General features: G+C 45.6%; 18 protein-coding genes. 14 read left to right on the plus strand and 4 right to left on the minus strand.

Translation table 11 applies throughout. From position 1 onward, the window contains the following. Positions 1–69: 69 nt before the first annotated feature. The 7 genes from mscL (at position 70) to B7P33_RS06680 (ending at position 6,618) form a co-directional block, all read left to right on the plus strand. Entirely contained in the window at positions 70–474 is a 405-nt protein-coding gene (gene mscL / locus B7P33_RS06650) for a large-conductance mechanosensitive channel protein MscL (protein WP_097441184.1), read from the plus strand. 94 nt (positions 475–568) lie between these two features. After that, the gene (locus B7P33_RS06655) at positions 569–1,108 is read left to right on the plus strand and encodes a pyridoxamine 5'-phosphate oxidase family protein (protein ID WP_097441185.1); all 540 of its coding nucleotides are present in this window, start codon (positions 569–571) and stop codon (positions 1,106–1,108) included. Between the two features lie 173 nt (positions 1,109–1,281). Next, positions 1,282–2,277: an aspartate-semialdehyde dehydrogenase gene (locus tag B7P33_RS06660; RefSeq protein ID WP_097441186.1), complete on the plus strand. Its 996-nt coding sequence runs from the start codon at positions 1,282–1,284 to the stop codon at positions 2,275–2,277. Positions 2,278–2,413: 136 nt separating this feature from the next. Continuing rightward, positions 2,414–4,570, plus strand: coding sequence for a prolyl oligopeptidase family serine peptidase (locus B7P33_RS06665; RefSeq protein ID WP_097441187.1), 2,157 nt, complete (start codon positions 2,414–2,416; stop codon positions 4,568–4,570). A gap of 31 nt (positions 4,571–4,601) precedes the next feature. Next, positions 4,602–5,591, plus strand: coding sequence for an ABC transporter ATP-binding protein (locus B7P33_RS06670; protein ID WP_097441188.1), 990 nt, complete (start codon positions 4,602–4,604; stop codon positions 5,589–5,591). A 3-nt stretch (positions 5,592–5,594) separates the two neighbouring features. Continuing rightward, on the plus strand, positions 5,595–6,002 hold the full coding sequence (gene arfB / locus B7P33_RS06675; protein WP_097441189.1) for an alternative ribosome rescue aminoacyl-tRNA hydrolase ArfB: 408 nt from the start codon (positions 5,595–5,597) through the stop codon (positions 6,000–6,002). Between the two features lie 28 nt (positions 6,003–6,030). After that, positions 6,031–6,618, plus strand: coding sequence for a DinB family protein (locus B7P33_RS06680; protein WP_097441190.1), 588 nt, complete (start codon positions 6,031–6,033; stop codon positions 6,616–6,618). On the opposite strand, the gene B7P33_RS06685 is transcribed toward B7P33_RS06680, so the two are convergent. From B7P33_RS06685 to B7P33_RS06700, 4 genes are all read right to left on the minus strand, one after another. Then, positions 6,619–7,347: an SGNH/GDSL hydrolase family protein gene (locus B7P33_RS06685; protein ID WP_097441191.1), complete on the minus strand. Its 729-nt coding sequence runs from the start codon at positions 7,345–7,347 to the stop codon at positions 6,619–6,621. Positions 7,348–7,350: 3 nt separating this feature from the next. Next, complete coding sequence (locus B7P33_RS06690; protein WP_097441192.1) at positions 7,351–7,800, minus strand: GreA/GreB family elongation factor; 450 nt, start codon at positions 7,798–7,800, stop codon at positions 7,351–7,353. A 60-nt stretch (positions 7,801–7,860) separates the two neighbouring features. Continuing rightward, on the minus strand, positions 7,861–8,502 hold the full coding sequence (locus tag B7P33_RS06695; protein ID WP_141402405.1) for a hypothetical protein: 642 nt from the start codon (positions 8,500–8,502) through the stop codon (positions 7,861–7,863). A 210-nt stretch (positions 8,503–8,712) separates the two neighbouring features. Beyond that, complete coding sequence (locus tag B7P33_RS06700) at positions 8,713–9,303, minus strand: riboflavin synthase (RefSeq protein ID WP_097441194.1); 591 nt, start codon at positions 9,301–9,303, stop codon at positions 8,713–8,715. Positions 9,304–9,352: 49 nt separating this feature from the next. On the opposite strand from B7P33_RS06700, the gene pdxA reads away from it, so the two are divergent. The 7 genes from pdxA (at position 9,353) to accC (ending at position 15,578) form a co-directional block, all read left to right on the plus strand. Further along, positions 9,353–10,399, plus strand: a complete 1,047-nt coding sequence (gene pdxA, locus B7P33_RS06705; protein ID WP_097441195.1) for a 4-hydroxythreonine-4-phosphate dehydrogenase PdxA — start codon at positions 9,353–9,355, stop codon at positions 10,397–10,399. 44 nt (positions 10,400–10,443) lie between these two features. Further along, complete coding sequence (locus B7P33_RS06710) at positions 10,444–11,583, plus strand: hypothetical protein (protein ID WP_097441196.1); 1,140 nt, start codon at positions 10,444–10,446, stop codon at positions 11,581–11,583. Between the two features lie 125 nt (positions 11,584–11,708). Further along, a complete protein-coding gene (locus B7P33_RS06715; RefSeq protein ID WP_097441197.1) occupies positions 11,709–12,239 on the plus strand; it encodes a YceD family protein in 531 nt (176 codons plus the stop codon). Positions 12,240–12,245: 6 nt separating this feature from the next. Then, on the plus strand, positions 12,246–12,443 hold the full coding sequence (gene rpmF, locus B7P33_RS06720; RefSeq protein WP_097441198.1) for a 50S ribosomal protein L32: 198 nt from the start codon (positions 12,246–12,248) through the stop codon (positions 12,441–12,443). Between the two features lie 177 nt (positions 12,444–12,620). Beyond that, positions 12,621–13,619, plus strand: a complete 999-nt coding sequence (locus tag B7P33_RS06725) for a beta-ketoacyl-ACP synthase III (protein WP_097441199.1) — start codon at positions 12,621–12,623, stop codon at positions 13,617–13,619. Between the two features lie 48 nt (positions 13,620–13,667). Beyond that, positions 13,668–14,159, plus strand: coding sequence for an acetyl-CoA carboxylase biotin carboxyl carrier protein (gene accB / locus B7P33_RS06730; protein WP_097441200.1), 492 nt, complete (start codon positions 13,668–13,670; stop codon positions 14,157–14,159). A gap of 69 nt (positions 14,160–14,228) precedes the next feature. Continuing rightward, positions 14,229–15,578: an acetyl-CoA carboxylase biotin carboxylase subunit gene (gene accC / locus B7P33_RS06735; RefSeq protein WP_097441201.1), complete on the plus strand. Its 1,350-nt coding sequence runs from the start codon at positions 14,229–14,231 to the stop codon at positions 15,576–15,578. Positions 15,579–15,613: the final 35 nt, after the last annotated feature.

The following is a 15,613-nucleotide window of genomic DNA, read 5'->3' on the forward strand; positions in this document are numbered from 1 at the left end:
AAAAGATTTAGATTGGAGGCTATCTTATTTTAAATATGACTTATCCAGTAACCAATTAAACACTAGAATATGCTTAAGGAATTCAAGGAATTTGCCATGAAGGGGAACCTGGTCGATATCGCCGTAGGTTTCGTTATGGGTGCTGCTTTTAAGGAAGTCGTTACCTCGTTTACCGGCGGGATCGTTTCCCCATTGATCGGATTGATCTTCGATTCGGACTTTAAAAGCCTACGTATGAAGTTAAAGGATGGCGTGGCCAACGATGCCGGGGAAATGGTTGGCGAAGTGTATTTGGAGTACGGTACCTTCCTAACCCATGTGATCGACTTTATCATTGTGGCCTTTGTGATGTTCATGCTCGTTAAGGGCATTAATAAAATGAAGCGTAAAGAAGAAGAGGTCCCTGCACCACCGGCCGGACCTACCCAAGAAGATCTATTGACCGAGATTCGCGATTTGCTGAAGAAGGATTAATACTGTTAAACCAAACGCTCTGTAAACCCACAGGCAGGCAGTCGAGGTTAGGTCTATACGTACTTCGACTGTCTTGGTTTATTACCACTACCCCATGCGAAATACCCTTTATTTAATTTTTATTGTGCTTGTTTTAAACGGATGCGGTAACACCGATTCCCCAAAAACGGAACGCACCCAATTTTCCGAATTGGAAAAAGAGGCCATGGCCACGGCCCTACAACATATCGATGCCGCCTATTACTGTACATTGGTCACTGTAGATGAGACCGGAATGCCCCGGGCCCGGGTGGTGGAACCCTTCGTACCCGAGGGCTTGTTCACGGTATGGATGGCCACCAACCCCAATAGTAGAAAAGTGGATCAGATCAAGGCCCATCCGCAAGTCACCTTGCATTATTTTGACCGCAACAACCTAAGCTATGTTTCCCTAATGGGTACGGCCGAATTGGTAAACGACCCCAAAATCAAGGCCACCAAATGGAAAAAGGGTTGGGAACGTTTTTATCCAGATGAAGAAGACATGCTTTTGATCCGCTTTACCACCGAAACCTTAGAAATGATTAGTCCGACCAAAGGCTATGATGGTAATGCCAAAAACTGGGCGCCATTTCAACTAAAACTAAGGGAATAAACACCCTGTCTACTTTCAAAAAGACAAAAGACACCCCTCTTAATTTCGAATTATTGTTTTATTTATAACTTTTTGTTACATATAGTTAATACTTTCATTTTTCGGTTGTCCGAAAGTATTCAATAGCTACCTTTGTCTAAGAATAGCCCTATGGGGGTTTAAATTGATATAAGATGAAAGTAGCTGTGGTCGGTGCCACCGGAATGGTGGGCAATGTGATGCTAAAGGTTTTGGCCGAACGTAATTTTCCAATAAGCGAATTGTTATTGGTAGCCTCGGAACGCTCCGTAGGAAAGAAAATGACCTATAATGATGCCGAATATACCTTAATCGGTATGCAGACCGCCGTTGCCGCCAAACCAGATATCGCCATTTTTTCGGCCGGAGGCGACACCTCTTTGGAATGGGCCCCAAAATTTGCCGAAGTCGGTACCGTTGTGGTCGATAATTCCAGTGCCTGGCGCATGGATCCAACCAAAAAATTGGTAGTACCCGAGATCAATGCCAATGTACTGACCCCAGAAGATAAGATCATTGCCAATCCCAATTGTTCTACGATTCAGTTGGTAATGGCCCTAGCGCCTTTGCACAAAGCCTTTGGAATGAAAAGAGTAGTGGTTTCTACCTACCAGTCCGTATCCGGTACAGGGGTAAAAGCCGTACGCCAAATGGAAAACGAATTAGCCGGGGTCGAGGGCGAAATGGCCTATCCGTACCCTATTGGTAAAAATGCCTTGCCCCATTGCGATGTGTTTTTGGAAAATGGCTATACCAAAGAAGAGATGAAACTGGCACGGGAGCCTCAAAAAATATTGGACGACCGTACTTTTTCAGTATCGGCTACCGCGGTTCGTATACCCACAGCTGGTGGACATTCCGAGTCGGTGAACGTTGAGTTCGAAAAAGACTTCGAACTTTCGGAAGTGCGTAGGTTGTTATCAGAAACACCAGGTGTCGTGGTACAAGACGACCCGGCCACCAACACCTACCCCATGCCCATACATGCCCATGATAAAGACGAGGTTTTCGTAGGACGCATCCGTAGGGATGAAACCCAACGCCATAGTTTGAATATGTGGATCGTGGCCGATAATCTAAGAAAAGGTGCCGCCACCAATGCGGTTCAAATTGCCGAGTATTTGGTCGAAAACCAATTGGTAAACGCCTAAAATTATCGGTATTTTAGGGTTTAACCCTCGAAAAATACCCTAAAGCACATACGTTAAAACTATTTAAACCTTGGTATGGTTTTTCAACTGTACCAAGGTTTTGCCGTATTTTAGGGGCATATCAAAATCCGGCATCATGAAAAGATACCTCTTAACACTAAGCTTACTTAGTATACTTGCCTGCCAAGAAAACACGACCAAAAAAGAAATAACAGTGACCTATCCGAACACCACTAAAGTAGATACCGTAAACACCTACTTTGGCACCCAAGTACCTGACCCCTATCGTTGGTTGGAAGACGACCGCAGTGACGAAACCGAAGCTTGGGTAAAACAACAAAACGAAGTGACCTTTGGTTATTTGGAGAACATTCCTTTTCGTGAGCAACTAAAACAACGTCTCGAAAGTCTTTGGAACTACGAAAAAGTGGGCCGTCCTTTTAAGGAAGGGGACTATACCTATTTTTATAAAAACGACGGTTTACAGAACCAATACGTACTCTATCGTAAAAAGGAAGGGGCTAGTGAAGCTGAAGTATTTTTAGACCCCAACGGTTTTTCGGAAGATGGCACCACCTCTTTGGGCGGGGTCAATTTTACCAAAGATGGGTCGCTAGTGGCCTACTCTATATCCGAAGGCGGATCTGATTGGCGTAAGGTTATCGTAAAAGACACCGAAACCCTAGAGCAAGTTGGCGACACCATTATAGATGTAAAGTTTAGTGCGATGTCGTGGCGTGGTAACGAAGGTTTCTATTACTCAAGTTACGACAAACCCGATGGTAGTGAACTGTCGGCCAAGACCGATCAACACAAACTCTATTTCCATAAACTGGGTACTCCCCAGAGTGAAGACGAATTGATCTATGGGGGTACGGAGGCCGAAAAACATCGATACATTAATGGTGGCGTTACTGACGACAACCGCTATTTGTTTGTGTATCCGCGTACCTCAACCTCGGGTAATAAACTGTTGATGAAAGACCTAAACGACCCCAACAGCGATTTTGTCACTATACTAGACCATAGCGATACCGATACCTATGTACTCGAAAACGAAGGTAGTAAACTTTGGTTGGTAACCAATATGGATGCCCCCAACCAAAAAATAGTAACCGTAGATGCCGCTAACCCAGCCCCAGAAAATTGGGTCGATTTTATACCGGAGACTGAACATGTGCTCTCGCCCAGTACCGGAGGTGGTTATTTCTTTACCGAATATATGGTAGACGCCATATCCAAAGTGTATCAATACGATTATGATGGCAATAAAGTGCGTGAAGTACAGTTGCCCGGTGTAGGATCGGCTTCCGGCTTCGGAGGAAAAAAAGAAGATAAAGAATTCTATTTCTATTTTACCAATTACAATACGCCTTCTTCCTCCTATAAATACGATGTAGAAAGCGGAAACTATGAGGTCTATTGGCAACCCGATATCGACTTTAATCCGAACGATTATACTTCAGAACAAGTTTTCTACACCTCTAAAGATGGTACCAAGGTGCCTATGATCATCACCTATAAGAAAGGCGTGGAGCGCAATGGTAAAAACCCAACGATTTTGTACGGATATGGTGGGTTTAACGTAAGTCTGACCCCCTCTTTCAGTATCGGTAATGCCGTTTGGATGGAGCAAGGGGGCATTTACGCCGTACCTAACCTAAGGGGTGGTGGCGAATACGGAAAAAAATGGCACGATGCCGGAACCAAAATGCAAAAACAGAACGTGTTCGACGATTTTATAGCCGCCGCGGAATACCTTATCGAAAACAATTATACCTCTTCGGAACATTTGGCCATTCGTGGCGGGTCTAATGGCGGACTTTTGGTCGGCGCCACTATGACCCAACGCCCCGATCTTATGAAGGTGGCTCTACCCGCTGTTGGGGTTTTGGATATGCTACGCTACCACACCTTTACGGCTGGGGCAGGCTGGGCCTATGATTATGGCACGGCCGAAGACAATGCCGAAATGTTCCAATACCTAAAAGGCTATTCCCCGGTACATAATGTAAAGCCCAATGTGGCCTATCCTGCGACTTTGGTTACCACGGGCGATCACGACGATCGAGTGGTGCCCGCCCATAGTTTTAAGTTTGCCGCCAGTTTGCAAGAACATCAAACCGGAAGCAACCCTACTTTAATCCGTATTGAAACCAATGCCGGGCACGGTGCAGGTACCCCGGTGAGCAAGACCATAGAACAATATGCCGATATTTTTGGGTTTACCCTATTTAATATGGGCTATGGGGAGCTGCCCAACAAATCGGTTCTAAAATCGTTTAAAGAATAAGAAAGGTCACCCCAAATCAACCTTGAGTAAAATGCTTAGTATAGCGAAGCTATCCTTTTCCAGGCCCAATGCGGTTATCTTAGATTCGGTCTCGATAAATATTAAGGCCGGTTCCCATGTTTCCTTTATGGGACAAAGCGGCTGTGGAAAGAGTACCTTGTTACAGCTTATTTATGGGCTGCATGAGTTCGAAGGCCAGATCAGCTGGCAGGGAGTGCCCCTTTATGGCCCTTCGCGCAATCTTTTGCCCGGCCACGCCCAAATGAAATATTTGGCCCAAGATCTAGGCCTTATGCCCTATTTGACCGTAGTCGAAAATATTGCGTACTACCTCTCGGCCCATACCCCAGCGCTTTTGCAACGGCGTACCAACGAGCTTTTGGACATGATCGAGATGCAAGCTTTGGCCCAACGGAAGGTAAAAAGCCTAAGTGGTGGTCAACAACAATTAGTAGCCTTGGCCCGCGCCTTGGCCCAAGAGCCCGAAGTACTGTTATTGGACGAACCCTTCGGACAAATAGACACTTTTAAGAAAAACCGTTTACGCCGTAATATTTTTGGCCATGCCCGCAATCAGGGCATAACCGTTTTGGTGGCTACCCATGACCCCGAAGACGTGCTACCCTTTTCCGATACTTTGGTTTTGCTGAAAGACCAGGGAATTTTTGCCCAAGGCGACCCTGTAGACCTGTATCGTAACCCGAAAATTAAGGCCGTGGCCGAGCTCTTTGGCGATGTAAACGAAATACCCATAAAGCTGTTAAAGCCCTATGCCAAAATGGACATGGATCTTTTGGTGTATCCGCACGAATTCTATGTCTCCGAAACTTCGGGTTTGGCCGTACGCATTAAAGCACGTTATTATATGGGGTCGTATTTCTTATATGAGGCCCAAACCATGGAAGCTATGCTCACCCTGTTTTTCAATGCCCCGCTTCCATTAGAGGAAGGTCAGGAGGTTTTCTTGAATATCCCTTTGGAAATACTCACCGAACGCATAGGCAATAGACCGGCTCCTTAAACCATGGATAAAAGTCGTATACATTCCGAACTACGGTTTAAGACCAGCAAAAGCAGTGGCCCCGGTGGCCAACATGTTAATAAGGTGTCTACCCGGGTAAGTCTAGAATTTGAACCAACCTCATCACAAGGGCTCTCCGATTTGGAAAAAGAACGACTGCTGCTTCGGTGGAAAAACCGTATCGATAAAAATGGGATATTCCATTTGCATTGCGATGAAACCCGCTCCCAACACAAGAATAAAGACCTGGTCATAACACGATTTTTCAAAGTATTGGAACAAGGTTTGAGCGTACCGAAAAAGCGGAAAAAGACCAAACCCAGTAGAGCTTCTAAAGAAAAAAGGAAACGCGACAAACAAAAAGCTTCCCAAAAGAAACTGTACCGAAAGAAACCCAATCTAGACGGTTAAGTCCTTATATTTAGAAAAAAGTATTGATATGCTACGTTCATTTTTCGTTGGAATCACCTTATTATTTTCTGTACTGATTATGGCTCAAAACCCAACTTCCGATTTACCTTATAGGGAATTGACCACCCCAACCGCAGCCTATTCCGGGCCCGAAGTGGCCGCCCGTATGATAGATGGTTTGGGCTTTCGGTATTATTGGGCTTCGGAAGGACTTACCGAAAAAGATTTGGCCTACCAGCCTAGCGATGGGGCCCGAACAAGCAGGCAGACTATAGAACATATTTACGACCTCTGTACCGTAATACGCAATGCAATCGAAGAAAAACCCAACACCGGGCAAAAAGTACCCGAAATGACCTTTGACGAATTACGGGCGAACACCCTGAACACCTTGGCCCATTGTGCCGAGTTAGTTCGTAAAAGTAACAACCTGGAACCTTATAAAATTGTTTTTAAACGCGGCGAAAAGTCGACGGAATTCCCCTTTTGGAACCTAATTAACGGCCCCATATCCGACGCACTTTGGCATTGCGGGCAAGTCGTATCCATGCGACGGGCTTCCGGAAATCCTTTTACCAACAAGGTAAGCGTACTTACGGGGAAGCTTAGGGAATGATTATTGCCCCGTTACGATAATACTTTTGGCGATCTGGATCTGTTCGGGCGGAATATAAAGTAAACGTACCTGTTCACCTTCATGGTCTAAAACCACATACTCGTCTTCCATATGCTCGGGTAATTCCCCTAAAAGGGTATGGGCAAAAACACAGGCCGTTACAAAGGTACCCCAACGACTGGGATGGCTACCATCGGTATCGTACAGATCCCATTGTGGGTACTGCTGCTGTATTTTGGCCCAAGTTCGGCCCACAGGAACTACATTGGCCCCTACTTCTTGTCCGATACTAGTATAGACCCCAGAAATTACAGTCTGTTGTTCAGGGGCCGATTTACGTGCCCAGGTTTCGTACAAATAAGTTTGGGCACCAGACTCCCTTATTAAATCTGAAAACAAACGCACATATTTTTTTAGGCTATCGGGCCTTCGTATGGCAGCCAGACTTTGTTCTTGCAATACCACGACATCGTAATTGCCCTCGGCTATTTTGGTTCGGGTATCCAAACCATGTCGTCTATGCCAATGATCGCTTAAAAAAGCCCCACCAGCTACACTTTTTTTGGTGACCAGCTTGGTATGGCTACTGTCGGAAATAATGGAAACGATTTGGGGCAGGTTTTCATAATAGGTATAGCTGTTACCCACAAAAAGCACCTTGATCCGGGTCTTGTTTTGGGAACAAGCCCCTGCCATGAATGCCAGAAAAATGATCGTCAATACCCGCATAGATCAGCTTATTTCAAAGATTTCGATAGTCTTCCCATTAAAAACAAAACTGTCACCAACAGCTTTACCCAATAACCCCCGACCTATGGGTGTGGCCGGCGAAACACAATATACGGTAACCATATCTTGGGTATATGCCCCTGCCGAGATGCTCAAAAAGTACCTTTGGGCATTAGTCTTGACCAAACTGCCCAAGCTCACAGTAGAACTGGAGCTGTTCTTAGGCACCTTGGCCATTAATTGCTGCATTTTTTCGGCCTCGGCCAACTGCATGCCCAATTTTTCGCGTTCCAATTGCACCATGGCCCTACCGGTCTCATGTTTGTCCCCGGCAGAACTTTTGGTCTCACTGCCCAAAGAAGCTTCCACGGCCGTAATCCTAGTCCGGATTCGATCTAACCGTTCCTGTACAAAACCCTCACAAAACGCGAACAAGGCATCTTTTACCGACATAACATCAATTTGACCACAAGATAGTTATTGCTAGACGGTAAAGGCAAAATAATACCAAGCTTACTCGAAATGATAGAGATCGGCCAGTTTATATACCAAAAAATCAACGATTTTATCCGAAGGCTGGTTTTGCAGTTTCATGGCATAGACCTCCTGTAGGTTTTCGGCCTTAAAATAACGCAGATCGCCAGAGCGACGTTCCGAGAAAATATCCCAAGCCTTTAAACCCTCAAGCATTTTACGATGCGCCTGATACCGCTGCATAATGGTTTTCCGTTTCTCATCAAAGGCCTCATCTTTTGGATAATGTGGATCTTTAGCCTGTATCTCGGTATTACGATATTCCAATTCCAAACGTTCATCGGCTTCTTCGGCCTGGGCCAAAATGCTGAAATAAGCCTGGGATACCATAGTATCGTAATCTTTAAAGAATAAGGTATACGGGCTCGGGTTTTGGGATACCGGGTCAACCGCATCCTTGGCATCTTCGTGGGCATCAAAGGCCATTTTTATAGCTTCCGCTTCATTTTCAGGTAGTTTTTCTGCCTGGGACGATACGGTATTCATGGCCAAGGAATTGGCCCAAGCTTCCGATTTTATCATTTCGCGCCATATACGTCTATACTCCCTTTCGTATTGGGTTTGGGTACTGGCACATCCCGCAAGGACAATCAGTATGACAACTATGGTTTTTATTCTCATTTTATTGGGACTTTCGGCAAAACACGCCAAAATGCCCACTTTAAGGCAATTGGCCAAAAAGCACGGATAAACGACCAAAAACACCTTTGAAAGAACGCCTTGATTAGGGGTTTGGTTGTGGAGTTGTTTAAGGTTTTAATCGGATACTAAGCCATACTCATGGCATTAGAGCGAATACCAGTTCGCAACAGTCTTATCGATTTTAGCCACTTACCCCCTAGCTTCCATCATTTTGGCCACATACTTGCCTATAACATCGAACTCTAGGTTCACCACAGTTCCCGAAGCATAGGTGTGAAAACGGGTATGTTCGTAAGTATAAGGAATAATGGCTACTTGAAAGGTATTCAAACCAGAGTTAACCACCGTCAAAGAGGTGCCATCTATAGTAATGGAACCTTTTTCTATGGTTAGGTTGTTCAATTGGGAATCGTATTCAAAACTAAAGAACCAGCTGCCGTCCTTTTCTTCGACGGCGGTACATTGTCCGGTTTGGTCTACATGCCCCTGAACGATATGTCCGTCTAAGCGGGCACCCATTTTCATAGCCCTTTCCAAGTTTACCACATCGCCAACGACCAAATCGTTCAAACTGGTTTTTTCAAGGGTCTCTTCAATAGCGGTAACGGTATAAGAGGTATCGGTAAGCGAAACCACGGTCAAGCAGACCCCGTTATGCGCCACACTTTGATCTATTTTAAGTTCAGGCGCCAAACTACTAGTAATGGTAATATGCAGATTGCTGCCTTCTTTTTCGAGTTGTTGCACCTTGCCCAACGATTCAATGATCCCGGTAAACATATCGTTTTAATTAAGTAATTTTGTAGCTGTAAAAGTAGCCAATAAAAGCATGCAGGAAACCGCAAAAGTGAAAGTAGGGATAAGTATTGGGGATTTAAACGGAATTGGTTGTGAGGTCGTACTCAAAACCTTTGCCGATAACCGCATGCTCGATTTTTGTACCCCCGTAATTTTCGCCTCAAGTAAAACCGTAGCCTTTCAAAAAAAGGCCTTAGGCATAGAGATCAAATACCAAGGTGTGAATGAAGCCAGCCAAGCCATTGATGGCAAGATCAATGTGGTAAATGTGTGGAAGGAATCGCCCCGCACCCAGTTTGGTGAAGCTACGGAAGAAGCTGGTGAGTATTCCATCCGCTCTTTGGAGGCTGCTGTTAAAGCATTGAAGGAAGATGCCATAGATGTATTGGTGACCGCACCGATCAATAAGAACAACATACAATCGGAACGCTTCAGTTTTCCGGGCCATACCGATTATTTGGCCCAAGAGCTTGAAGGAAACAGCCTCATGTTCATGATTTCCGATGGCTTACGTGTAGGATTGCTTACTGATCATATTGCGGTTAGCGAGGTGGCCCAGGCCATTACCCCTGAGGTAATCAAGGAAAAAGTGGCCGCTATGGAGCGTTCACTCCGCATGGATTTCGCCATCAGAAAACCCAAGATCGCCTTGTTGGGCATTAATCCGCATAGTGGCGATAATGGGGTTATTGGCAAAGAGGATGAAGAGGTATTAAAACCTACCATAAAGGAGTTATCCGAAAAAGGGAGTATGGTTTTCGGGCCCTACTCGGCCGATAGCTTTTTTGGCTCGGACGGATACAAAGCCTTCGATGGTATTTTGGCCGCCTATCACGATCAAGGACTGATTCCGTTTAAGACCTTGGCCTTTGGAAAAGGGGTGAATTTTACCGCCGGATTGGAAAAGGTGCGTACCTCGCCCGATCATGGTACCGCCTACGAAATTGCCGGTAAAGGTAAGGCCGACCCGGGCTCCTTTGAAGAAGCCCTATTTAGTGCCCTGCGTATCTTCAAAAACCGTGAAGAATTCAAACAGCTTTCGGCCAATCCGCTGAAAAAACAGAAAAGAGGGAAATAAGCCGTGGGGTTTCGGCGTTTAGGTAACACCTATATCACCTTGAAATGAAAAACCCTGCTTACCCTAGCTGGATCCGTACCACTTTTTGGATCCTTACGCTACTTGTCGTTAGTGCCTGTTCCCAAGATGAGTTGGAAGGCCTATTGGAAAACGGTTCGGAAACCGAGGAACCCTTAGAAAATCCGAATCCGGAAAACCCGGATGATGATGCTACAGAAAATGATAACGGAAACGAGCTACCTGCGGGTAGTGTTACCTTGGCCGATAATCTAATTTTAGATAAAGACCACCGTTTTGTCAACTACATCCTTCCGCAATCAGAATATCAAAAATTTTTAGAAGACCAGGCCGATTTTAAAGCCGTCACCAAAACGATCTATACCCATTTGGACGATGTTTACGATTTTGTCTTCATATTGGCCGTGGCCGAAGACCAACCCGAAAATCTCGGCTATTATGGCATTAACCATACGGTGCAGAACCCAACCCAAGGGTTGGGCGGAAATGTATATGACAATACCGCCGCCTACGGATCTAAAGGCCGTTTAAAGAGTGTACTGTTCATGCCTCGTACCGAATATGTAAAAAGCGGTCCGTTCTTACATGAGATTGCACATTATTGGGCCAATCACGGTTTTATTGAAACTACGGTGTGGGGCCATTGGGGCTACGCTTCCACAGGCGGTCAACTCGGTGGTTTCGACGAATTCGTTACTCTGGAAAACGGTAGCTATCAAGGAAAAATGGAAGGTCAGAACGGCTTTGGCACCTTTGCCAACGGGGGCAACTCGGTACCCTACAGCAATGTGGAGCTTTATATGATGGGATTGATCGGCCCCGATGAGTTGGAATCCATACAGGTGGCCCAAAACCCTAAACCTGGGAATCAATTCGGGCAATTTACCGCCGACGGCTTTACTACGCTCACGGCCCAAGATCTTATTGCCGAACATGGTCCCCGAATACCCGACCACACCCAAGCACAAAAAGAATTTACGGCCTTGGCCATAATCGTCTCGCCAGAGGCCCTATCTACAGAAAAACTGGACCAAGTCAATACCGATCTAGAAAATTTCGCCAGGCCGGCACAGGTAGATGCAAGTTGGGGAAATACCTATAACTTTTGGATGGCCACGGCCCAAAAAGCCACCTTGAAAGTAGATATTCACCAATTAGTGGACTAAGTTTGAAACCAAGTAGTACACCCCCTTTCCCTGATCCGATTAATTTTCAGGGAATTAGTTGGGTTTTCACAAAATAATAATATCTTTGCACCCGCCTTTTGGCAAGGAGTTAAATGATGTCACCCATGAAAAAGAAAGATTTTTCGATTGCTTTTTCGGGCTTAAAACTTGGAAAACACAAGTTTGACTATCAGGTAACCAACGCGTTCTTTGAAGAATTTGGGTATCATGAGTTTCACAGTGCTGATCTATTTGTAGCGGTGCAGTTGAACAAAATGAATACCATGCTGGAATTGGAATTAGAGGCCAAGGGAAGTGTAAACCTCTCTTGCGATGTCTCCGACGAACCTTTCGACCAACCCCTTAACGGCCAAATGAAATTGGTTGTAAAGTTTGGGGAGGAGTATAATGATGAGGACGACGAGATATTGATCATACCCCGAGGGGAATTCCAAATAAACATCGCGCAATATGTATACGAAATGTTGGTGTTGGCGGTTCCGGCGAAACGGGTGCACCCCAAGGTATTGGACGGCACCTTAGATTCTGAGATAATGGAGCGTTTGGAGGCCCTGGCCCCCAAAGAACAAAAAGAAGATAAAGACGAAAACGATCCCCGTTGGGACGCATTAAAGAAATTGTTAACGGATAAATAAGTTACCATGGCACATCCTAAGAGGAAGATATCCAAAACTAGAAGAGATAAGAGAAGGACGCATTATAAAGCGGTTGCCCCTACTATTGCACAAGACCCAACTACTGGTGAGATGCACTTGTACCACAGGGCCCACTGGCACGAAGGAAAACTATATTACCGTGGCCAGGTTTTGATCGACAAAGCAGAGGAAGAAGTAGCCTAAGCAGGCACTGACCTTACCATATAACTCCCGTTTTAAGAAAAAAGCGGGAGTTTTTTTATGGATTGTGTTAAAATTCAAAATGCCCACTCAATCCATCCCCAAGTCCGAAAAATTGATTAATTTTCGCCAATTTTCGGATGCTTTTTTAGAGTTTTTCATAAAAACCTACCTAGAACTATGAGCAGAAAAACAGCAGCCATTACCGCTGTGGGAGGCTTTGTACCTCAATTCGTACTTAGTAACAAAGTACTAGAAACCATGGTAGATACCAATGATGAGTGGATTACCACCCGTACCGGTATCAAAGAGCGCAGGATCTTGAAGGAGGAAGAAGGTAAAGGCACCTCATATTTGGCCATCAAAGCGGCCGAAGATCTTATTGCGAAGAAAAACCTCGACCCCAAGGAAATAGATTGTATCATTTGTGCCACGGCCACCCCAGATATATTAGTAGCCTCTACTGCTGCTTATGTAGGAAGTGTTATCGGTGCCGACAATGCCTTTGGCTACGATCTACAAGCCGCTTGTTCCAGTTTCCTATACGGACTCTCGACCGCTGCGGCCTATATAGAATCGGGGCGTTATAAAAAAGTATTGTTGATCGGTGCCGACAAAATGTCGTCAATAATCGACTATACCGACCGTACCACCTGTATCATTTTCGGTGATGGTGGTGGGGCCGTATTGTTAGAGCCTAATGACGAAGGTTTGGGTCTACAAGACGAATACCTACGGTCTGATGGCTATGGGCGCGAATCATTGAACATTGCTGCGGGTGGTTCCTTGCTTCCGGCCTCTGAAGAGACCGTAAAGAACAACCAGCACTATGTTTACCAAGACGGAAAAACCGTATTCAAGTTCGCTGTAAGCAATATGGCCGATGCCGCTGCCAATATTATGGAGCGCAATCAATTGTCTCATGAAGATGTGGCTTATTTGGTACCCCACCAGGCCAACAAACGTATTATTGATGCTACGGCAAGGCGCATGGGAGTCTCTGAAGAGAAGGTGTTGATGAACATAGAACGCTATGGTAATACCACCTCGGCTACACTACCCCTACTCCTTTGGGATTATGAGTCAAAACTCAAAAAAGGCGACAATTTGGTATTCGCTGCCTTTGGTGGTGGATTCACTTGGGGCTCCATATTCTTAAAATGGGCCTATAATTCGTAACTTATCGCCCTTTACATAAAAAACGTTCAACTAACAAAACCTAATAAAATGGATATTAAAGAAATTCAAAGCCTCATCAAATTCGTGTCCAAATCCGGTGCGAGTGAGGTGAAACTGGAGATGGAAGACTTTAAGATCACCATTCGTACGGGAGCTGCCGGTGGTAGTGCCCCAGAAACTACCGTTATCCAGCAAATTCCTATGGCCCAGGCCCCCGCTATACCCGTTGCCCCTGCTCCAGAGGCCGCTCCGGCAATACCAGCGACCCCAGCCGCCCCGGCAGCCGAGGAAAATGACAAATACATTACGGTTAAATCTCCGATCATTGGTACCTTCTACCGCAAGCCTTCTCCAGACAAAGATCCTTTTGTAGAGGTAGGTTCCAACATTAGTAAAGGCGATGTACTTTGTGTAATCGAGGCCATGAAACTCTTTAACGACATTGAGTCTGAAGTATCTGGTAAGATCGTAAAGATTTTGGTAGACGATTCGTCTCCGGTAGAATTTGATCAACCTTTGTTCTTGGTCGATCCTTCCTAAGGTAATTTTTAATGTTCACCGACCTTCTTTTCCTAAGTAAGACGGAAGGGAACCTAAAAAACCGAACCTATGTTCAAAAAAATACTTATAGCCAATAGGGGGGAGATTGCATTACGTATCATCCGTACCTGTAAAGAAATGGGAATTAAGACCGTTGCGGTCTATTCCAAGGCTGATGAAGAAAGTTTGCACGTACGCTTTGCAGACGAGGCCGTTTGTATTGGTCCGGCACCCAGTAACGAATCATATCTAAAGATTCCGAACATTATCGCCGCGGCCGAGATTACCAATGCCGATGCCATTCACCCAGGCTACGGATTCCTTTCAGAGAATTCTAAGTTTTCCAAGATTTGTGCCGAGCACGATATCAAATTCATTGGTGCCAGTGGCGACCAGATCGATCGCATGGGAGACAAGGCCTCGGCCAAATCTACCATGATCGAGGCTGGGGTACCTACGGTTCCTGGATCCGAAGGTTTGTTAAAAGATCTTGACCACGCCTTGGAAACCGCCGAGGAAATCGGATATCCGGTTATGATCAAGGCCACTGCCGGTGGTGGTGGTAAAGGTATGCGTGCCGTATGGTCTGCAGACGAGATGCAAAAACATTTCGAATCGGCCGTACAAGAGGCATCCGCCGCCTTTGGTAACGGAGGTATGTATATGGAAAAGCTTATCGAAGAGCCCCGCCATATCGAGATTCAGGTCATCGGTGATCAATTTGGAAAAGCTTGTCACTTATCGGAACGCGACTGTTCGGTACAGCGTAGGCACCAAAAACTGACGGAAGAGACCCCATCTCCCTTTATGACCGATAAACTGCGTCAGGAAATGGGTGATGCCGCCGTAAAAGCTGCCGAATATATCAAATACGAAGGTGCGGGTACCGTAGAATTCTTGGTAGACAAACACCGGAATTTCTACTTTATGGAAATGAATACCCGGATCCAGGTAGAGCACCCGATCACCGAACAGGTAATCGATTACGATTTAATTCGGGAGCAGATCTTGGTAGCCGGAGGTGTTCCGATTTCCGGAAAGAACTACGAGCCCAAACTACACTCTATAGAATGTAGGATCAATGCCGAAGATCCGTATAACGATTTTAGACCTTCGCCCGGTAAGATCACTACCCTACACACCCCAGGTGGACACGGTATCCGATTGGACACCCATGTGTACAGTGGTTATGTGATTCCGCCCAACTACGACTCTATGATCGCCAAATTGATCACCACGGCCCAAACCCGTGAAGAGGCCATCAATAAAATGAAACGTGCCTTGGACGAGTTCGTAATCGAAGGTATCAAAACCACCATTCCGTTCCACAGGCAACTGATGGACCATCCCGATTATTTGGCCGGTAACTATACCACCAAGTTTATGGAGGATTTTGAGATGAAACCCATGGAGGATTGATTATAACATCTAGAAAAACCCGGCCAAGAGCCGGG

It is taken from the genome of Sediminicola luteus (assembly GCF_002514735.1).
Lineage (GTDB): Bacteria > Bacteroidota > Bacteroidia > Flavobacteriales > Flavobacteriaceae > HQA918.